The organism is Mesorhizobium sp. WSM4822 (genome assembly GCF_055811155.1).
Genome location: NZ_JBVVQM010000006.1, coordinates 347,986 through 368,213 on the forward strand (window position 1 = coordinate 347,986; position 20,228 = coordinate 368,213).

The window sequence follows — 20,228 nt, forward strand, 5'->3', positions numbered from 1 at the left end:
CTTGACCTCGCATGCACTTGCACCTCTGGCCGCTGTCTGGCTTTTTGGGGTACCGATCGCAACGGACTGATTCGCATCATGCCGCTCGATGCAATCTGCCCAAAAGCAGTCTGCGGGTGGGTCGTGAAGCGCGCAATTGACGAAGGAGAAACAGGCATGGCCGAGTTCAAGAAGCCCGAAATCTCCGAGATGAGACCCAAGATCACCGTGATCGGCGTTGGCGGCGGCGGTGGCAATGCCGTCAACAACATGATCGCCGAGCAGCTTCAGGGCACTGAATTCATCGCCGCCAACACCGACGCCCAGGCGCTGACCATGTCGAAGGCGACGCGGCTGATCCAGCTTGGCGCCCACGTCACCGAAGGATTGGGCGCCGGATCGCTTCCCGAGATCGGCCGAGCCGCGGCCGAGGAATCGCTCGACGAGATCATGGACCATCTGGCCGGCACGCATATGTGTTTCGTCACCGCCGGCATGGGCGGCGGCACGGGAACCGGTGCGGCTCCAATCATCGCCCAGGCGGCGCGCAAGGCCGGCATCCTGACGGTGGGCGTCGTCACCAAGCCTTTCGCCTTCGAGGGCAGGCGCCGAATGCAGATGGCCGAAGAGGGCATCGAGCGGCTGCGCGAGAGCGCCGACACGGTCATCGTCATCCCGAACCAGAACTTGTTTCGGATCGCCGATGCCAAGACCACCTTCGCCGATGCGTTCGTCATTGCCGACCGGGTGCTCTATGCCGGCGTCAGCTGCATCACCGATCTCATCGTCAAGGAAGGCTTGATCAATCTCGACTTCGCCGATGTCAAATCGGTGATGCGCGACATGGGCCGCGCCATGATGGGCACCGGTGAGGCCTCCGGCGAGGGTCGGGCAATGAAGGCGGCCGAAGCCGCGATCGCCAACCCGCTGCTCGACGAAGTGTCGATGAAAGGCGCCAAGGGCGTGCTGGTTTCGATATCGGGCGGCAGGGACATGACCCTGTTCGAGGTCGACGAGGCCGCCACCCGCATCCGCGAAGAAGTCTACGAGGATGCCGACATCATCGTTGGCGCCATCTTCGACAAGGGCATGGAAGGCCGCTTCAGGGTCTCGGTGGTGGCGACGGGTCTCGACCGTGCGTTTGGGGTGGAGGATGCCGAAGCCGGCATCGTCCGCGACCACGCCGGTCAGCCGGCACGCACGCTTCAATAGGTCGTATCGCGCGTTTGTTCTCGCCAGGAGATAATTTCTCGAGGGAGACATCGCTGAATAGCAATTGCATTGCCGACGGATCAGATTGACTGGCGCAACTATTGTGTTCAGCTGTATCGATCTCGGTGCCGCTGCTGCTACAAGAATCCGTCATAGACGGCCATCTATACTGGCTACCCGTATCGTTCGAGCGACGAGAGGCGCGGCTTGGAATTCGACTTGAAAACCATCGAAGCGCTTGCGCCCGATCAGGCGTCGTTGAGCGCCGCGTCCAGGTTGACCAGGCAATCGAACTGGCCACGGCTCGAAAAGAGCGATCAACTGGGGCTCCTCTGGGGGGAATGCCAGGGTTCCGGCTCCAATCCCTACCGTGTGGTCGTCGACACCGGCGACCATGGCTACAAATGCACCTGTCCGTCGCGGAAATTTCCCTGCAAGCACACTTTGGCGCTGATGTGGATTGCAGCCACCACGCCGGCCAGTTTTACCGCCGCAGGCTCGACCCCGGAATGGGTGAATGATTGGCTCGGTCGCCGAAGGAAGGCCTCGCCGCAGCCGGCGGCGCCAGCGCCCGGTGCGGGAGGCAAGAGCATTGGCGAGGCCTCGCGCGACGACGAAAGCGCTGATGCCGAGGACGCCGCTGCGGTCGAGCGCCGCGAGGCAGCGCAGCGCAAGCGGACGCTGGATACGCAATCCGCGGTGTCGGCGGCGTTGGATGAGCTGGATCAATGGATCGCTGACCAGTTGCGGCTTGGCCTGGCCGGTTTTGTCGACAACAGCAGTGACCGTTGCCGCCGGATTGCGGCACGGCTGGTCGACATGAAGGCGACAGCGCTTGCCGGCCGCATCGACGAGATTCCGTCACGGCTGATGGGTCTGCGCAGCGAGGAGCGCCCGGACGCGGCGATCCGCGAACTCGGCAAGCTCGTGCTGGTGGCCAAGGCCTGGCGATCGACACCAGGCGACGCCGAACTGAGGCGGCTCGTATCGACGTCCGAAAGCCGTGAGCAGGTTCTGGCCAATCCCGATGCCAAACCGGTCGAAAGCGTTTGGGAGGTGCTTGGCGAGAAGATCGAGTCGCGCCGTGACGGTCTCGTCAGCCATTCGACCTGGCTGCTCAACCTGAAGAGCGCGAGCCCGCAATTTGCTCTCTTGCTCGACTATTTTCCGGCCTCGGCCGGTCGCCGGTCGAACGCCTTCACACCGGGCGACCGGTTCGATGCCAGGCTGGTCTTTTACCCGGCACGCCAGCCGCTGCGGGCCTTGGTGGCGGACCGCAAGGGCGACGTCCCGACAGGTGAGTGGCCCGATTTCGGCTTTCACACAGCCGATCCGCTCGCGGCGCATGCTGCTCACCAGAACACAGCCCCTTGGCTCACCGATTGTCCTGTCATGCTGCCGCCCGGCGCGATCCTGCTGGACGATCGGGGCGCTGCCTGGTGGCAAGCCGCCGGCGATCCGCATGGTATCGCCTTGCCGATTGCCGACACCGTCAATCCAACGCTGCTTGGGCTGGACCTTATGGCAACGGCAGCACTTTGGAATGGCAGCCGGCTTGACCTGCTGGCGGCGCAAAGCGGTTTCGGGAGGCTTGACCTGTCGTGAACGAGATCGAGCAGACCGGCCTGGCGGCCATGCGCGACTGCTGGATCACCGGCGGGACCACCTTCGACCTGGCTCCGGGCGCGTGGAAGGAGATCGCCGGCGGTGCCAGCCCCGACGAGCGCGAACGCCGGCTGCTGGCGATCGCCGCACAAGCTCTCGACACCGCCTTGCGGCCAGCCGCGCCAAAGATGCTGAAACGCCGCCCGCAATTGCCCGAACTCGCCTTGCCGATGCTGCCGGAACGGCTGCGGCCGCTATTGCGAGCCGCGCTCAAGCATGCCGCCGACACAAGAAGCAAGTCGCGTGTGGTCACGCTCGTCGCCAGCCGCGGCTTCGTGCTGCATCCGATGGACTGGATGCCAGCCGCGTCGGATCAGAGCAGTCCGGACGTTTATGCACCCTGGATCGACTGGCAGGCAGGCGCGGACGGCGAAAAACCTGCAAGCCAGGAGCATCTGACGGTGGAAAACTGGGATGACTTCTATCCCGCCGCACGCCGCACCGCGCTCGCCGATATGCGCCGCACCGCACCGGCTTCGGCTCGGCAACTGATCGAAACCAAGGCCTCCGGAGAGCCGGCGGAGATCAGGATTGCACTCGTGGACCTGTTGCGCTTCGGCCTGGGTGCCGATGACGTGCCATTCCTGAAGAGCCTCTCCGCCGATCGTTCCGGCAAGCTGCGCGAACTCGCTGGCCGGTTGCTGGCAAGATTGGGAGAGCACGGCTCGCCAGGCGGTGGCGGGCCGGAAGATCCGACGGCCGAACTCGCTGCCTTCATCGCTGAAGGCAAATCCGGCTTCATCCGCCGCCGCACCACCTACACGCCGGCAAAACTCAAATCGCCGGCGCAGGAAAGACGTCGCGCCGAACTGTTCGAGACCTGTAACCTGGTCGACCTCGCCACGCGCTTCGGCACCACCGAATTCGAGTTTATCGGGGCGTGGCAATTCGGCGCCGAGAGCAATGCCGATATCCTTGTTGCCCGAATGGTCGCCGCGTCGGGCAGCGACGCCGCGGTGACGCACATGGCGGATATGCTTGTCGCCGAACGTGACAAGCCCGCACTCTTCGTCCTCCACCTCATGGCGCGTCTGGACAGCCGCAGGAAGCGTGTCCTGGTCAGGTCGATCCTGAAGGACACGCAACATCTTGGCGCGCTCAATCTGGCCGAGGGCCTCGAAGCAAGCTGGCTGGAATGGGCCGACCTGACAAACGGCCAGACGCTCGCGGCGCTTCGCTCCGCTGTTGCAGCAAACGATGACGCTGTGAGGCGAGGCGTCGACCAGCTTCTGGAAACTATGGGCTTTCTCGCCACGGCGGCAACTGCGGAGAAATTGATCGGAGACGTTGTTGCGGCCGGTATGGCGCCGGCGGCGCCGTCTCTGGGTCTCCTGCGGCTCAACGCGTCACTGGCCGAGCATTGAACCAACATATGATCAATCCGGAGAACAGCAAATGAACGCAGCCATCCGTCTTCCGGTCGAGCAGGCCTATGCCGCCGAATTGCAGGCGCTCTCGCGCAATGACGACCGGCAAAGGCCTGCCGGATGGAGCCTTTCACCAAAGGCGGTCCTTACCTACCTGCTTGGCGGAAAGGCTGACGACGGGACAGTGATAACGCCCAAATATGTCGGCCGCCGCCGGCTGATGGAAACCGCGGTCGCGACGCTCGCCACCGATCGCGCGCTGTTGCTGCTGGGTGTCCCCGGCACGGCCAAATCCTGGGTGTCGGAACATCTCGCCGCCGCCATCATGGGCGATTCGACCCTGATCGTGCAGTGCACGGCCGGCACCGACGAGAACCAGATCCGCTATGGCTGGAACTACGCACAGCTTCTGGCAAAGGGCCCAAGCCAGGATGCGCTGGTGCCGACGCCGCTCTACCGCGCCATGCAGGACGGCAAGCTTTGCCGCCTCGAGGAGCTGACGCGCATGGGCTCCGATGTGCAGGACACGCTGATCACCGTGCTGTCCGAAAAGATGATGCCGATCCCGGAACTTAACACCTCGATCTACGCGCAGCGCGGCTTCAACATCATCGCCACCGCCAACAACCGCGACAAGGGCGTCAACGAGTTGTCGTCAGCGTTGAAGCGCCGCTTCAATGTCGTCGTGCTGCCCTTGCCCGAAGACATGGCGGAGGAAGTGGCGATCGTCTCCAAGCGGGTCGGCGAGATGGCCGGCGGTCTTGACCTTCCGGTGCCGAAGAATGTCGGTGAGGAGATCGCGCGAGTGCTGACCATTTTTCGCGAGTTGCGCTCCGGCGCTACAGCCGACGGCAAGGTGACGTTGAAGACGCCGTCCGGTTCGCTGTCCACGGCCGAAGCCATTGCCACCATGGTCGGCGGCCTCAGCCAGGCGGCCTGGTTCGACAGCGGCAAGCTCGGCGCCGAAGGCCTTGCCGCCAGCCTCGTCGGCGCGATCGTCAAGGATCCCGTGCAGGACAAATTGGTGCTGGAAGAATATCTGGAAACCGTGCTCAAGAAGCGGCCAGACTATGCCGGCTACTACGCGGCCTTGAACGCGGCAATCTGACGCCATGGCGCTCAGCGACGTTTCCTATTTCGGCATACGCCATCACGGGCCCGGCTCCGCCGACAGCCTGGTGCAGGCGTTGCAGGAGTTGAAACCGGTCGCCGTGCTGATCGAAGGACCGGCCGACGCCAGCCCGCTGTTGCCGTTGCTCGCCCGCCCCGAAATGCAGCCGCCGGTGGCGCTGCTCTGCTATCCCGAAGACGATCCGGCCTCGACAAGCTTCTGGCCCTTCGCCGAATTCTCGCCGGAGTATCAGGCGACGCTCTGGGCCGTCACCAACAATGCGGCAGTGCGCTTCATCGATTTGCCGTCGTCAGCCCGCACTGCGCCGATTGAGGCCGTGGGGGAAACCGAGAGCGATGGAACGGAAGCCAACGTCGAGGCTGACTTGGCGCCGCATCTGCGGGACCCGATCGGAACGCTGGCACAAGCTGCCGGCTATGAGGATGGCGAAAGCTGGTGGTCTGATATCATCGAGCAGAACCCGCAGCCGGGTCCAATCTTCGCGGCAATAGCCGACGCGATGACGACGCTGCGGGACGGCGAAGGTCCGCTTGCGGCGTTTGAGGCGAAACGCGAAGCGCATATGCGGCTTGAGATCGCCGCCGCGCGAAAGGAATTCGATGGGCCGATCGCTATCGTTTGCGGTGCTTTCCATGTGCCGGCGCTGCAGGCGACGCGACCGCTGAAGGAAGACCAGGCGCTACTCAAGGGGCTCGCCCGCCGCAAAAGCATGATGACCTGGGCGCCGTGGACGGGGCCGCGCCTGGCGCTGGGCTTCGGTTATGGCGCCGGCGTTGTCGCGCCCGGCTGGTGCAAGCATCTGTGGCAGACGCGCGGGCAAGGCGACTCCTCGGTCCTGTGGCTGGCGAAGATCGCGGCGGTCCTGAGGGCCAAGGGGCACATGGTCTCGACCGCCTCGCTGATCGAAGCCGAACGGCTGGCCCGCACGCTGGCTGTGATCCGTGAGCGGCCAAAGCCCGGTTTCGAGGAATTGCGTGACGCCGCCATCGCCGCCCTGTTCAACGGGGAAGCGCTGCTGTGGGCGCTGGTCGAAGCCGAATTGCTTCTGGGAGCGGATGTCGGTGAAATTCCGCCGGACACGCCGCTGGCGCCGCTGATCGAGGACCTGCAGCGCAACCAGAAGGCGGCACGGCTGAAGCCCGAGGCGCTGGAGCGCGAATTATCGGTCGATCTGCGCAGCGAGAGCGGGCTGTTTCGGTCGACCTTGCTGCACCGGCTGTCCGTGCTTGGCGTGCATTGGGGCAAACTCATCGACAGCGGCCGTAGCCGCGGCACCTTTCGCGAGCGTTGGACGCTGTCGTGGGAACCTGAGTATGCCGTTCGACTGGTGGAGAACCTGGTCTACGGACCAACCATCGAAAAGGCGGCCAATGGTCGGCTGATCCAGATGATCGGCGCGGCGACGTCTCTTGATGCGATGGCCGCACTGGTCCAGGGCGCCATCACGGCAAACCTGTCGGAAGCGTCGATCGCCGGTCTCGCGGCCTTGGAGGAACGGGCAGCCCGCAGCAGCGAATGCCTGGAAATCCTGACATCGGTGCCGCCGCTCGCCGACATCATCCGCTATGGCGAGGCTCGCAAGACGGAAACCGCCCGTCTGTCCGGTCTGCTGGAGCGGCTGATCGTCGAAGGCGGGATCGCGCTCGCCTATGCCGCCCGCGACCTCGATGCCCAGGCATCCACGACGCTGGTCGGCGCCATGCGCAAGGCCGACGAAGCGATCAGTCTGGTCGAGCCTGAACAGGACGTGCTGGACGCCTGGCGCAATGGGCTGGCTGCGGTGCTCGATGGATCGCGCTCGACGGCGCTGGTGGCAGGCTGTGCCGCGCATCTGCTCTACGAAGCCGGCCATCTGTCAGCCGACGCGGCAACCGGTCTGATCGCACGACGCCTGTCTCCAGGAACGCCGGTCACCGAGGCTGCAGGGTTCTTCGAGGGTTTCTTCAGCACTGCCGGCCAACGGCTGATCTACGACGAGGGCCTGCGCGGTGCGGTGGATGCCTGGCTCGCATCCCTCGACGAAGACGCCTTCATTGCGCATCTGCCGTTGCTGCGCCGGGTCTTTTCGCATCTGGACTCGATGGAGCGGCGGCGGTTGATCGAAGCGGTGCTCGGCCGCGCCGCACGCCTGCCTGCCGGACTGACGCCGACTCCGGATGGCGGCGAAGCGTGGCGCCGCCATCTTGAACGGCTCGGACCCTTGCTGACGGGAGGGAGCGGCAATGGATGACGAGGCCGAAATGAGCGAACCAATCCAGGCCGGCGACGGACGGGAGCGCCGCTGGCGCCTGGCGATCGGTGCCGATGAGGAAACCTCGTCAGCGCTGTCCGACACCGACAAGCGGCTTTCGGCGGCGCTCGATGCGCTTTACGGCGATGGTGCCGGCGATGCGGCCGCCGATCCGCGCAAGCGGCGCGGCGGCCTCGGCCGCTCGGCGCCAAGGGTGGCACAGTGGATGGGCGATATCAGATCGTTCTTTCCCGCACAGGTCGTCCAGATCGTCCAGAAGGATGCCTTCGAACGGCTCAACCTGAAGCAGATGCTGATGGAGCCGGAATTCCTCAAGGCGATCGAGGCCGACGTCAATCTCGTCGCTGACCTGATTTCGCTGCGCTCGGTCATGCCGGCCAAGACCAAGGACATTGCGCGCACGATCATCGCCGATATCGTCGCCAAGCTGATGCAGCGGCTGGAGCAGAAGACAGCCGAGGCGATACGCGGTGCGGTCGACCGGTCGCAGCGCACCAACCGCCCACGTCAGCGCGACATCGACTGGCCGCGTACGATCTCAGCCAACCTTCGCCATTACCAGCCCGAGCACAAAACCATCGTGCCGGAGAAGCTGGTCGGCTTCATGCGCAAACAGCGAAGGCTGGTCGACCTGGATGAGGTGGTGCTGTGCGTCGACCAGTCGGGCTCGATGGCAAGCTCGGTGATCTACGCCTCCATCTTCGCCGCGGTGATGGCTTCCCTGCCGGTCGTGCGGACCAAGCTTGTCTGCTTCGACACGGCGATCGTCGATCTGACCGAGGAGCTTAGCGATCCGGTTGAAGTCCTGTTCGGCGTGCAACTGGGCGGCGGCACCGACATCAACCAGGCCGTGGCCTATTGCGCGGACCGCATCGAACGGCCGACCAAGTCGCATATGGTGCTGATCACCGACCTTTATGAGGGCGGCAACGGGCAGGAATTGCTGCAGCGGCTTGCTGCACTCGTTCGCTCCGGCGTCAACGTCGTGGTGCTCCTGGCGCTGACCGACCAGGGCAGGCCGGGTTATGACCCGAAGATGGCAGGCTCGGTGGCCGCCCTCGGCATTCCGGTCTTTGCCTGCACGCCGGATCTGTTTCCAGACATGATGGCGGCGGCATTGCGTCGGGAAGATATCGGTTCATGGGCGGCCGGCGCCGATATCAAGCTGGTTCGCGCCGAGGCCGAGACTCCGGAATGAAACACCCGTCGCCAGAGCTGCCAGGATGCTTCTGGCAGCTCTGGGATAAATCGCTGGAGCTCAGCCGAACTTCGGGTCGAGGCTGCCCGACTTATAGCGCTTGGCCATTTCGGCGACCGGCAGCGGCTTGATCTTCTGCGCGTTGCCGGCGGTGCCGAACTGTTCGAAGCGCTCCTTGCAGAGCTTGCGCATGGCGGCCATGGCCGGTGTCAAATATTTGCGCGGATCGAACTCGCTCGGGTTCTCGGTCAGCACCTTGCGGATCGCGCCGGTCAGCGCCATGCGGTTGTCGGTGTCGATGTTGATCTTGCGCACGCCGTGCTTGATGCCGCGCTGGATTTCCTCGACCGGCACGCCCCAGGTCGGCTTCATCTGGCCGCCATATTTGTTGATGATCTCCTGCAGGTCCTCGGGCACCGAGGACGAGCCGTGCATGACCAGATGCATGTTCGGCAGCCGGCGGTGGATCTCCTCGATGACGTTCATGGCCAGCACCGCGCCGTCGGGCTTGCGCGAGAATTTGTAGGCGCCATGGCTGGTGCCCATGGCAACCGCCAGCGCATCGACATGGGTGTCCTTGACGAACTCGACCGCCTGTTCCGGATCGGTCAAAAGCTGGTCGTGGCTGATGGCGCCTTCGACGCCGTGGCCGTCTTCCTGCTCGCCGCCGCCGCTCTCCAGCGAGCCGAGCACGCCGATTTCGCCTTCCACCGACACGCCGCCCCAATGCGCCATGTCGACGACGCGCTTGGTGATGCCGGAATTGTAGCCGTAGTCGGCCGGCGTCTTGCCGTCTTCCTTCAGCGACCCGTCCATCATGACCGAGGTGAAGCCGTACTGGATCGCGGTGACGCAGGTGGCTTCGTTGTTGCCATGGTCGAGATGCATGCAGACCGGAATGTCGGGATGGATTTCGACCAGCGCGTCGATCAGCTTGGCCAGCACCACGTCATTGGCATAGGCGCGCGCGCCGCGGCTGGCCTGCAGGATGACCGGCGACTTGGTCTCCTCGGCGGCCTCCATGATGGCGAGGCCCTGTTCCATGTTGTTCATGTTGAAAGCGGGCACGCCGTAGCCGTATTCGGCGGCGTGGTCGAGCAATTGTCTCAGTGTTATGCGAGCCACCCAATAGTCTCCCGTATCTGGTTTCAAGCGCAACGTCGCGGGCCGGCCGGTTGCCGGCCGGCCCTTGATGCTTCTGGCCGGATTTCGAGCCAACCGCAACCTTCAGCGCTCTTCTCGATCGCAATTCTTGTTGCAGGGCTGAAATCCGGCCTGTTCGACAACCTCAAGCCGCGATCAATTCCCGCGCCGCCAGGATCTGCACGCAGGCATTGGCCGCCTCCTTGCCCTTGATGGTGAAGTGCTCAAAGAAGAAGCGGTGGTGCTCGGCGCTGTCGTGGTAGTTGTGCGGGGTGAGAACCGCCGAAAGCACCGGCACGCCGGTCGACAGCTGCACGTTCATCATGCCGTCGATCACCGCGCTGGCGACAAACTCATGCCGGTAGATGCCGCCATTGACGACGAAGGCGGCGCCGAGGATCGCGGCATAGCGGCCGGTCCCGGCCAGGGTCTTGGCATGCAGGGGGATTTCATAGGCGCCCGGCACGTCGAAGACGTCAACGGTGAAGCGCTCGCCTCCGATGTCAGCCAGTGCCGCTTCGAAGGCCTGCACGCACTGGTCGACGATGTCGGCATGCCAGCGCGCGCGGATAACGGCGATGCGAGTCTTTTCGTAGTCTTTATGGGAATGCTGATTCATGGGTCCATCCTTCCGTTTCGAACCAGAATCAGGACGCACGATACGGATTAAGCCCGCGAAGAGCGGGCCGGCTTCCGTTTCGTTCTCTTCCATCCGGACTCTAACCGTCGGCTCCGGAATCACACCGGATCTGCTGACCTTTCCGAAACCGGAAAGCGCTCGCGGGCTTGGGTCGAAACCTTCACCGCCGGTGGGGACTTTCACCCCGCCCTGAGAACATTAACGGCTTTGTATGAAAGGGCAGGGCGCTGCTGTCAACCGGGGAGACCTATCAGGGCAATCGCTCCAGAACCAATGAGAGGTTCCGACTTGTGGCGGAGACCACCAATTGCCGAGTCGGCGCCGCCCCTCATTGCCCTGCCGGGCATTTCTCCCCGTATAGTGACGGGGAGAAAGAGGCTGGCCGCAACCTCGGCGCCCTTCTTGCGACGCTGGCGATTGGCGAAATCGCCGATGAGAGAACCCCTCTCCCCGTCACTATACGGGGAGAGGATGCCGGCAGGCAGGTGAGGGGCGGCGCCAGCGCCCGTAAAGGGTGACGGGCGAATTTGAAACCTGAAGCGACTGCTCTGGAAGACGGATAGCCAATCCCGTTCTGTCGACTAGCGCCACGCCGCCGCCGATGCGGCGATCAGCATCAGCGATGCTGCGACCATTGCGCAGGTGGCAAAACCAAAGCTGGAGTAGAGCGGCCCGAAGCTGGTGGTGCCGACGAAGACCGCGAGGTAAGTCACCGCACTGTTCAGGCCCATGATCGTGCCGCGCCGCGAGGGATCGAGCGCAGACAGGCGCATTACCAGGACATTCAGGCCGAAATGATTGGCCAGTCCCCAGATTGCCACCATGGTCAAGGTCAGCCCGAAACTGCCGCTCGTCGCCGCCATCGCGACATAGACGACTGCGACCAGAAGATAGGCGAACGGCATTACGCGCCGCGCACCCAGTCTGTCGATGACGCCGTCGAGCAGAGCAGCCGTCCCGAAGCCTATGCCGTAGGCAAGCGCCGCCAAGCCATTGGCGCTCACCGGCTGTCCAAGCCCGACATGAAGATGGTCGCCGAGATAGCCATAGACGCCGTAGAACGAAGTCATGAAGGCCGCGCACGCGACCAGCAGCGGCAGGATTCCGGGAATGCCGAGCGCTTCCAGCGGGGCGGGCGCCGGTCCGGCCTTCCTGATGTCGCTGAGCGACGTCGCTGTCAGCCCCATCCATGCAAGGGTCGCGAGCACCGCGACCGCTGCGAAAACGGCGCGCCAATGCACAAGATCGGCAAGCACGGCCGAAAGCGAAACGCCGGCGACCATGCTGAGCGTCCATCCAGTCAGGACGACGCCGATCGTGCCGCTCTCCCTGCCCGGTGGGGCGATGGCCGCGGCGCTGGCATAGATCGCGGGCATGGCGATGCCGGCAGCGATGCCGGCGAGTAACTGTGCCGCGACCAGCATGGTCACCGTCGGTGCCGCGGCACTTGCGACCAGCGCGAGTGCCAACAGCAACAGTGCGCTCTGCAGCATCCTGCGAGCACCGAGCCGGTCGATGTAGCGCGCAAGGAACAGGGCGCTTGCGGAGGTGCCAAGGCCGAACGCTGCCGCCGCAATCATCACGGCCGGCACGCTGGTGCCGAACGACGAGGCGACAGCCGGTGCGATCGGACCCAGCACCAGCGAGTTCGAGCCGATGACGGCGATGCAGCCCGTCAGCAGATAGGCAAGCGCCGGGATCGGGGCTCGGGCAGTCAATGGCGCAACTTGATCAATGTTCGACATATCAGCATAATGGCCGTATTCTATTCAGCGGAGAACCAGGAATTTCGCCATGGATGAAGAAACAGATGGCATTCTGCAGAACAGGGCCGCGGCCCGCGATCTCGACGCGATAGACCGAAGAATATTAGGTGTCCTGGTCGATGACGCCACGATCAGCTACGCCGAACTCGGCGATCGCGTCGGCTTGTCGCCACCCGCAGCGCATGAGCGGGTCAAACGGCTCCGTCGCAGCGGCGCCATCCGCAACACAGTCGCCATCATCGATCCCCGGGCGGTGAAAAAGCCTTTGCTTGCCTTTGTCCATATCGACACCAGGGGCTGGGGAAAGACGCCGGAGCTGATGGCGGTCTCGCAATATCCCGAAGTCGAGGAGATCCATACGGTCGCCGGCGACACCTGCATGCTGCTGAAGGTCCGCACGGAAGACACCAGAGCACTCGAAGGCCTTTTGGCGCGCCTGTACGAAACGCCGGGGGTCACCTCGACGCGCAGCTATGTGGTTTTATCGACCTATCTGGAGCGGCCGGTACAGCCGGGCATTACCGAGACGTGGCCGACCCCGAAGCATATGGCGGAGCCTCTGTACTAGGGACGTGGGCTACGCCCGCTCGGGGAACATCGCCTTCAATCCCTCGCGCGATGCCTTGGCAACGCCGCGCTCGGTGATTAAGCCGGTGACCAGCCGCGCCGGCGTCACATCGAAGGCCGGGTTGGCCGCAGGCGTCGTCTCCGGCGAAATGCGCACCTGGGCAATCTCGCCGGCGGCGGTCTTGCCCCAGACCAGCGAGACCTCGTCGGCCGAGCGCTGCTCGATCGGGATTTCGACCAGTCCGTCATGTACCGTCCAGTCGATGGTCGGCGACGGTAGCGCGACATAGAACGGCACGTCATTGTCGGCGGCGGCGAGCGCCTTCAGATAGGTGCCGATCTTGTTGCAGACATCGCCGTCGGCCGTTGTGCGGTCGGTGCCGACGATGACCATGTCGATTGCGCCGCGCTGCATCAGATGGCCGCCGGCATTGTCGACGATCAGTGTGTGCGGCACGCCGTGCCCGGCCATTTCCCACGCGGTCAACTGGGCCCCCTGGTTGCGCGGCCGCGTTTCATCGACATAGACATGGACCGGAATGCCGGCTTCTGTGGCCAGGTAGATCGGCGCCGTGGCGGTGCCGTAATCGACCGTGGCCAGCCAGCCGGCATTGCAGTGGGTCAGGATGTTGACCGGTTCGCCCTTCTGCTTGCGCGCCGCGATCGCCTTGATGATGGCGAGACCGTTCTCGCCGATGGCACGATTCAGCTCGACATCCTCGTCGGCGATTTCGCCGGCGCGCCGGTAGGCTGCTTCTGTGCGTTGTTCTGTCGGCAGGGGGCGTAGGAAGCGCCGCATCTCGTCGAGCGCCCAGCGCAGATTGATCGCGGTCGGGCGCGTCTCGTGCAGTGTTTCCCACACGGCATCGAGCGCTGCATCCGACGGATCGTCAGCCATCTGCATGGCGACGCCGTAGGCAGCGGTGACGCCGATCAGCGGCGCGCCGCGTACCCACATGTCGCGGATGGCGGTGGCGATGCCGTCGACCGTGCCGATCGTCTCGATGCGGAAATCGTGCGGCAGCCAGCGCTGGTCGATGATATCGACCGAACGGCCGTCGTCGCTCAGCCAGATGGTGCGATAGTGGCGGTCGCCGACGTTCAAATGCTGCTCTCCTGTTCGATCAGCGCGGCCAAATTGTTGACCTCGTCGATGCTGTGGATCTGGCGCCGGTTGACGGCGAGGTGACGGCCGAATTTCAGCGCCTTTGCCTCACAACTGGCGCGCAAACCCTCATCGGCAATGGTCTCGAAATCGGCATTGTGGGCGAGGCCGAGGATACGCCTGTGCACCTCGATGCCGGCAAAGCCGAGCAGGTCGGTCCACATCTGGTGCAGCATATGGTCGAGCGCCTGCTCGGCGCCGAGCCTGTCGCCCTGATCCTCGAACAGGCTCTTCTGATAGAGCATGCCGGTGCGCTCGGTGCGCCATAGATGCGAGAATTCGGCGCGGAACACTGACCATGTCTCGACCGTCACACCGAGCAGATAGGCGCGCATGGCGTCGCGCTTTCCCTCCTCCTCGTGGCCGCGTTGCGAGAAGAACGACATCCAGAAATTGGCGAGCAGCATGCCGACATCGAAGGCCATCGGACCGTAGAAGGCGAACTCCGGATCGATCATCCGGGTTTCGCTGTCGGTGACCATGATCGAGCCGGAATGCAGATCGCCATGCAGCAGCGTTTCGGCATTGGCGGCGAAGATGTGCTTCAGCCGCTGCGCCTCGACCTTGAGGTCGCGGTCGGCGCGCAGATCGGCGACCAGGCCGTCGAGCTGCGGCGAGGTGTGCCGGTTCATCTTGGCGTCGAAATAGGGGTCGGAAAACACCAGGCTCTCGGTGATGTCGCAGAGCTCGACATTGTCGGCGAACAGCGCCAGATCGGCCTTGCGGTCCTTGGCGGCCATGTGCAGGTCGGAGCCGCGAAACAGCGTCCGGGCCATGAACAGGCCGATGTCCCGGGCAATGTTCGGCAGCTGGCGGCCGTCGATCAGGGCGCGGCGCAGGATGATGTGCGGCGGCGCAAGATATTCCATGATGATCAGCGCCTGGCCTTCATCGAAATAATGGATCGCCGGCACCGAGCCTGGCGCGCGCGCCTCTTGCCTGGTCAGCGCGTGATATTCGAAGAAGGAGCGCTTCAACGGCAGCGGCCAGCTGTCGCCGACCAGGCGAACATAGGGCAGGGCCTGCTTGACCACGGCTGCACCGCTGGCGCCCTCGACAATGAACACCAGGTTGAGATTGCCGTCGCCGACCTCGCGAACCTTCCAGGCGCCAGTGTCCTTGCCGATCTTCGCGCATAGCGCCTCGTTGCCGCCAAGGCGTGCAGCCAGGGTTTCGACCGATAGTGCTTCGAACGGCAATTTTTCAGTCATCGTCATCCTCCCGCTTATGCGCTCCGAACATAACGGAGGCGTGGCGGCTGGGCCAAGCTAGGAAGCGATCTGGCAATTGTCAATCGTGTTGACAATTGCCGATGCAGCCCATAGCGTCATGTCAGGGAGGAACGCATGGTCGGTAATGCCGTGTTCCGCGTAGAGGGACTGAGGAAATCCTTTGGCCATAACGAGGTGCTAGGCGGCGTCTCGGTCGAATTGCATGCCGGCGAAGTCACCGTGCTGATGGGCGCCAACGGCGCCGGCAAATCCACCCTCGTCAAGATCATCTCCGGTGTCTACGAACGCGGCGGCGGCACGATGGCGCTCGCCGACCAGGATTTCGCACCGAAAACCCCGGCCGAAGCGATCCGCGCCGGCGTCGTCACCGTGCACCAGAATATCAACGACGGTGTCGTAGCCGACCTCGACGTCGCCACCAACCTGACCCTCGACCGGCTGAGCGGCAGCGGCGCGCCGACCCTGTTCAATCCGGTCCGTGTGCGGCGGGAGGCCAAGGCGGTTGCCGACCGCATGGGGCTGGCCATCGATTTGAAGGCGCGGGTGAGCGATCTTTCGCTGGCCGATCGCCAGATGGTGGCGATTGCCCGCGCGCTGGCGCACAAGCCGAAAGTGCTGATCCTCGACGAGCCGACCTCATCGCTGTCCAGCGCTGAGGCCGACCGGCTGTTCGCGCTGATCGACAGGCTGCGCGAGCAGGGCGTGGCGATCCTCTACATCTCGCATCGCATGTCGGACATCAGGCGGCTGGCCGACCGCATCGTCTCGATGCGTGACGGGATCATCTCAGGCATTTTCGACAAGAAACCGCTCGACTATGAAGGCGCGGTCAACGCCATGCTCGGCCGCAAGATCCATCTCGAGCAGATCGTCGTCAGGAATTCGGCCAAGGCAGTCCTGACGATCGAGGGTCTGCGCATTGCGCCGGGCGCCCGGCCGATCTCGCTGACGCTCGGCGACGGCGAGGTCGTTGCCATCACCGGCCTCGTCGGCGTCGGCAAGACGGCGCTTGCCGAGACTCTCTTTGGTGTGCGCCAGCCGCTCGCCGGCACCATGACGCTGAACGGCAGGCCTTATGCACCTGAAACAGCCGGCGAAGCGATCGCTGCCGGCGTGTTCCTGGTCGCCAAGGACCGCGGCGAGAATGGCATCGTCCAAGGCTTCAACATCCAGGAAAATATCAGCCTGCCGTTTCACAAGCGCATGTCGCGCTTCGGCATCCTGAGGCGCCGCCTCGAACGCACCACGGCACGCCGGCAGATCGAGGAACTGAGCATCGTCTGCCGTTCCGAGAAGGACGAGATGTCGGAGCTGTCCGGCGGTAACCAGCAGAAGGTGATGGTCGCCCGCTGGATGGCGCAGGATGCAAGGCTGTTCATTCTGGATGAGCCGTTTCAGGGCGTCGATATCTCGGCCCGGCGCGACATTGCCGCCAAGCTCAGGGCGAGTGCAAACGGACGCGCCACGCTGGTGTTCGTCACCGAACTCGACGAGGCCCTGGAGACCGCCGATCGCATCCTGGTCATGTCGGAACAGACCATCGTCGGCGAACACCGCAATGCCGATGTCGATCTCGACCGCCTGCTGGCCGAGGTCGCCGGCGGGCCGCTGCACAGTGCGGCCTGAGCGCGGGCTATAGGAATTGGAATGGAGAGAGCATGGGTTCGGGTTGGGTAAAGACGGCAGCAGCGCGCGGGAGCGCCGGATGACATTGCGCGACCACGCCATCCGCTACGGGTTCATCGTGCTCTTGTTCGGGCTCGTCGCCTATTTCTCGATCGCTGCCGACGGTTTCGTTTCGCCGCAAAGTGCCGTTTTCATCTTCCAGTCAGTCGCCATCACCGGCGTGCTGGCGCTCGGCGTCACCGCCACGCTGGTCGTCGGCGGCTTCGATCTGTCGATCGGCTCGGTCGCTACATCAGCCATGATGGCGGCGGCCTATGTCATGGTGGTGCTGGAGCAGAACGCCCTTGTCGCGGTCGTCGTCTGCCTGCTGATCGGCGCCATTGTCGGCCTGATCAATGGCTGGCTGATCGTCTACATGCGCGTGCCCGATCTGCTGGCGACGCTCGGCATGATGTTCCTGCTCGTCGGCCTGCAGCGCATTCCAACCGAAGGCCGCTCGATCGCCACCGGCATGACCATGCCGGACGGTTCGGTCGCCAATGGCAAATTCTCCGACGCCTTCCTGGCGCTCGGCCGCCACCGCTTCGACTTCTTCATCCCGAACCTGATTCCGGTGTCGGTAGTCGTGCTGCTCGTGCTCGCCGTGCTGATCTGGTTCTTCCTCGAATACACCCGCTTCGGTCGCATGATGTATGCCGTCGGCAGCAATGAGCGCGCCGCCGAACTCGCCGGTGCGCCTGTCAAGGCATACAAGATCTGGGCCTACGTTATTTCAGGAGTTTTTGCCTCGATTGGCGGTATTTTGCTCGCTGCCCGGCTTGGACGCGGCGACATCGCCTCGGGTAATAATCTGCTGCTCGATGCGGTCGCCGCAGCACTGATTGGCTACGCGGTGCTAGGTGCCGCCAAGCCGAACGCCTTCGGCACTGCCATCGGTGCGCTGTTCGTCGGCATCTTGCTGCAAGGCCTGACGATGATGAACGCGCCTTACTATACGCAGGATTTCGTCAAGGGCGTGGTTCTGGTCGTCGCCCTTGTCTTCACCTTTGCGCTTTCGGGCAGAGGCCGGAGGTAGCTTTCGACCGGAACAGGATTTTGGGTTCAACAAGAGTGGAGGAAAACAAAGTGAGCATTACAAGAAGACTTCTGGGGAAGGTGGCGCTCGGATTGGCCGGCGCAACCGTGCTGATGCAGGTCCCGGCTTTTGCCGCGGACAAGCCGGCGCCTTTCGACAAGCCTGGCGTGAAGATCGCGCTGGTGCGTTATCTCTCGACCGGCGACTTCTTCCAGGCCTATCTCTCAGGCGTCGAGGCGCAGTCGAAGGCGCTCGGCATCGACCTGCGTGTCCTCGACAGCCGCCAGGATGCCGCCCTTCAGTCCGACATGGTCGATCAGGCCATCGCGCTTGGCGTGCAGGGCATCATCATCCAGCACGGCCTGACGGAATCGATGAAGGACGCCGCCCAGCGTGCGGTCGACGCCGGCATCAAGGTGGTGGCGTTCGACGTCAATGTCGAGAATCCCAAGATCCCGCAGATCGAACAGTCCGACCGCGACTTGGCGCGCCTCGCCCTCGAGCAGGCGGTCAAGGACAATGGCGAAAGCTGGAATGCCGGCTATGTCTATGTCGCCGGCATCGCGCCGCTCGACCGCCGCAACGAGACCTGGGTCGACGTCAAGAAGAAGTATGCCGGCATCAAGGAAGTCGCGATGTTCGGCACGCTCGACAATCCGATTGCCAACTCCGTCGCCAACCAGGCGCGTTCGGTGCTGACGGCGCATCCCGACATCAAGGTGATGTTCGCTCCCTATGACGAATTCGCCAAGGGCGTGAAGATCGCCGTCGACGAAGCGGGCTTGAACAAGGGCATCAAGATCTATTCGGCAGATATCTCGACGTCCGATATCGCTGCGATGCGTGAGCCCGACAGCGCCTGGGCTGCGACCGCCGCGACCAATCCGGCCGTCGTCGGCCAGGTCTCGGTGCGTGCGCTGGCGCAGCTGCTGGCCGGCGAAGATCCCGGCCACAACGTCGTCGTGCCGCCGACGCTGATCACCCAGAAGGACCTCATCGACAAGGACATCAAGAACATGGAAGACCTGTCGGCCAAGCTGCCGCAGTTCGCCCATGCCGATGTCGCGATGCCGGCCTGGATGCCGAACCCGAACGCCAAGTAGGTTTCGCTATCGAAGGCCGCCTGCAGCCGCTTGCTGCTGGCGGCCTTTTTGCCGAATATCTCAGCCGGCGCCAGGCTCCGGCCCAAGGTACGGTGCGTATATGGAAGCTCAGGCGGCAATCGAGGAAGACCTGTCCGGCGCCGTCGCCGGAACCTTGTTTCGATGCCGCAGTGACGAGGCTGATTCGAGGCTGGGAACCAGGGCCTGGAAACACATTCTAGAGTTGCTGTAGCAGGGGTTTCGCGGCGGCCGAGGATGCGGTCGTTCCAGAAGTCGAGCACAGTCGAGATTATTGCCTCTGGCGCGTCTTCCTGAACGAGATGTTTGGCATTTGGAACCGCGATGAACGGCGCACCGGGGATGCGGCGCGCGAGTTCTCGCCCGTCGTCGAGCGGAATCCACTCGTCGTCTTCACCCCACAGGATCGTCACAGGGCAACGTATCTCGTCGTACCGCCACTCGACCTCTCGACTGAACTTGTCGTCCATCTGTGCGATCTGACGCCAAAAAGCCTTCTGTCCCTCGTCTCCAAGCCATGGCTGCAGATAGAGCTGCATTTCGTCCGCGCGCAACGCGTTCGCGACAGAGCCGCCGATATAGGCGCGAAGCATGGCTTCATGGATATAGGCCGGCAGACCGGCAAACGCTTTCTCGTGTTCTTTTGCCGCTTGAACCAAGGGCGATCCCTGGGGGCTGATCGCGACCGGATCGATCAGCACCAGGGAGCGATAATCGAGCCCGTTGAGCAGGTGGCCGCGCAACGCGACGGAGCCGCCGAAGTCATGCGCCACGATGTCGGGCCACTCCAGCTCCCAGTGAGCGTAGAGCGCCGCGAACAACTCGTTTTGAATGCCGCGCGACACGTCCGCGTCGGGCTTGGCGGATTGCCCGTAGCCGAGCATGTCGAAATAGTAGATCCGGCGCCGTTGCCCGAGCCAAGCTGCAATCCGCCGCCATTCCACCGACGAGAACGGGGTACCATGAAGCAAGACCGCCGGCGGGCCGTCGCCGATCGTTCCCCATGCAATCGGGTGACCCGAATAAATAAAGCGTTCGGGCAGGGACCAGTCATCGGTTGGCATGAGGGAACTCCCGGCAACAATTTAG

The 20,228-nt window shown here is 63.8% G+C and carries 15 protein-coding genes, 1 pseudogene and 1 riboswitch; of the genes and pseudogenes, 10 read left to right on the forward strand and 6 right to left on the reverse strand.

The window, feature by feature from the left end:
• Positions 1-156 precede the first annotated feature (156 nt).
• The 6 genes from ftsZ (at position 157) to AC0L3E_RS16835 (ending at position 8,804) form a co-directional block, all read left to right on the forward strand.
• Positions 157-1,191 carry a cell division protein FtsZ gene (ftsZ, locus tag AC0L3E_RS16810; protein WP_128308198.1) on the forward strand — a complete coding sequence of 345 codons (1,035 nt, stop codon included), beginning with the start codon at positions 157-159 and terminating at the stop codon, positions 1,189-1,191.
• Positions 1,192-1,410: 219 nt separating this feature from the next.
• On the forward strand, positions 1,411-2,796 hold the full coding sequence (locus AC0L3E_RS16815; RefSeq protein ID WP_473605211.1) for an SWIM zinc finger family protein: 1,386 nt from the start codon (positions 1,411-1,413) through the stop codon (positions 2,794-2,796).
• A complete protein-coding gene (locus tag AC0L3E_RS16820) occupies positions 2,793-4,220 on the forward strand; it encodes a DUF5691 domain-containing protein (RefSeq protein ID WP_473605213.1) in 1,428 nt (475 codons plus the stop codon). Before AC0L3E_RS16815 ends, AC0L3E_RS16820 begins: the two co-directional genes overlap by 4 nt.
• Positions 4,221-4,251: 31 nt before the next feature.
• Complete coding sequence (locus AC0L3E_RS16825) at positions 4,252-5,331, forward strand: ATP-binding protein (RefSeq protein ID WP_027036087.1); 1,080 nt, start codon at positions 4,252-4,254, stop codon at positions 5,329-5,331.
• Between the two features lie 4 nt (positions 5,332-5,335).
• Positions 5,336-7,585 carry a DUF5682 family protein gene (locus AC0L3E_RS16830; protein ID WP_473605214.1) on the forward strand — a complete coding sequence of 750 codons (2,250 nt, stop codon included), beginning with the start codon at positions 5,336-5,338 and terminating at the stop codon, positions 7,583-7,585.
• Positions 7,578-8,804, forward strand: coding sequence for a VWA domain-containing protein (locus AC0L3E_RS16835; protein WP_127811075.1), 1,227 nt, complete (start codon positions 7,578-7,580; stop codon positions 8,802-8,804). The genes AC0L3E_RS16830 and AC0L3E_RS16835 overlap by 8 nt, the downstream gene beginning before the upstream one ends.
• Before the next feature lie 60 nt (positions 8,805-8,864).
• On the opposite strand, the gene fba is transcribed toward AC0L3E_RS16835, so the two are convergent.
• From fba to AC0L3E_RS16850, 3 genes are all read right to left on the reverse strand, one after another.
• Positions 8,865-9,929, reverse strand: coding sequence for a class II fructose-bisphosphate aldolase (fba, locus tag AC0L3E_RS16840; protein ID WP_127327070.1), 1,065 nt, complete (start codon positions 9,927-9,929; stop codon positions 8,865-8,867).
• 163 nt (positions 9,930-10,092) lie between these two features.
• Positions 10,093-10,566, reverse strand: a complete 474-nt coding sequence (locus AC0L3E_RS16845) for a 6,7-dimethyl-8-ribityllumazine synthase (RefSeq protein ID WP_127322552.1) — start codon at positions 10,564-10,566, stop codon at positions 10,093-10,095.
• A 77-nt stretch (positions 10,567-10,643) separates the two neighbouring features.
• A riboswitch (FMN riboswitch) is annotated at positions 10,644-10,788 on the reverse strand.
• 380 nt (positions 10,789-11,168) lie between these two features.
• On the reverse strand, positions 11,169-12,332 hold the full coding sequence (locus AC0L3E_RS16850) for an MFS transporter (protein ID WP_128309796.1): 1,164 nt from the start codon (positions 12,330-12,332) through the stop codon (positions 11,169-11,171).
• 49 nt (positions 12,333-12,381) lie between these two features.
• Between AC0L3E_RS16850 and AC0L3E_RS16855 the strand changes: the two genes are divergently transcribed.
• A complete protein-coding gene (locus AC0L3E_RS16855) occupies positions 12,382-12,921 on the forward strand; it encodes an Lrp/AsnC family transcriptional regulator (protein WP_128309797.1) in 540 nt (179 codons plus the stop codon).
• A 9-nt stretch (positions 12,922-12,930) separates the two neighbouring features.
• On the opposite strand, the gene mtnA is transcribed toward AC0L3E_RS16855, so the two are convergent.
• Entirely contained in the window at positions 12,931-14,025 is a 1,095-nt protein-coding gene (gene mtnA, locus AC0L3E_RS16860; protein WP_128309798.1) for an S-methyl-5-thioribose-1-phosphate isomerase, read from the reverse strand.
• On the reverse strand, positions 14,022-15,296 hold the full coding sequence (gene mtnK / locus AC0L3E_RS16865) for an S-methyl-5-thioribose kinase (protein WP_128309799.1): 1,275 nt from the start codon (positions 15,294-15,296) through the stop codon (positions 14,022-14,024). Before mtnK ends, mtnA begins: the two co-directional genes overlap by 4 nt.
• Before the next feature lie 135 nt (positions 15,297-15,431).
• On the opposite strand from mtnK, the gene AC0L3E_RS16870 reads away from it, so the two are divergent.
• The 3 genes from AC0L3E_RS16870 to AC0L3E_RS16880 all read left to right on the forward strand — a co-directional run bounded on the left by AC0L3E_RS16870 (position 15,432) and on the right by AC0L3E_RS16880 (position 19,121).
• Positions 15,432-16,943: a sugar ABC transporter ATP-binding protein gene (locus AC0L3E_RS16870; protein WP_128310079.1), complete on the forward strand. Its 1,512-nt coding sequence runs from the start codon at positions 15,432-15,434 to the stop codon at positions 16,941-16,943.
• Positions 16,944-17,022: 79 nt separating this feature from the next.
• On the forward strand, positions 17,023-18,018 hold the full coding sequence (locus AC0L3E_RS16875; RefSeq protein WP_023808756.1) for an ABC transporter permease: 996 nt from the start codon (positions 17,023-17,025) through the stop codon (positions 18,016-18,018).
• 50 nt (positions 18,019-18,068) lie between these two features.
• Positions 18,069-19,121, forward strand: a complete 1,053-nt coding sequence (locus AC0L3E_RS16880) for a substrate-binding domain-containing protein (protein WP_128309383.1) — start codon at positions 18,069-18,071, stop codon at positions 19,119-19,121.
• A 299-nt stretch (positions 19,122-19,420) separates the two neighbouring features.
• Here the strand turns inward: AC0L3E_RS16880 and AC0L3E_RS16885 are convergent.
• A pseudogene (locus AC0L3E_RS16885) lies at positions 19,421-20,203 on the reverse strand (alpha/beta fold hydrolase); the annotation flags it as partial.
• Positions 20,204-20,228 lie beyond the last annotated feature (25 nt).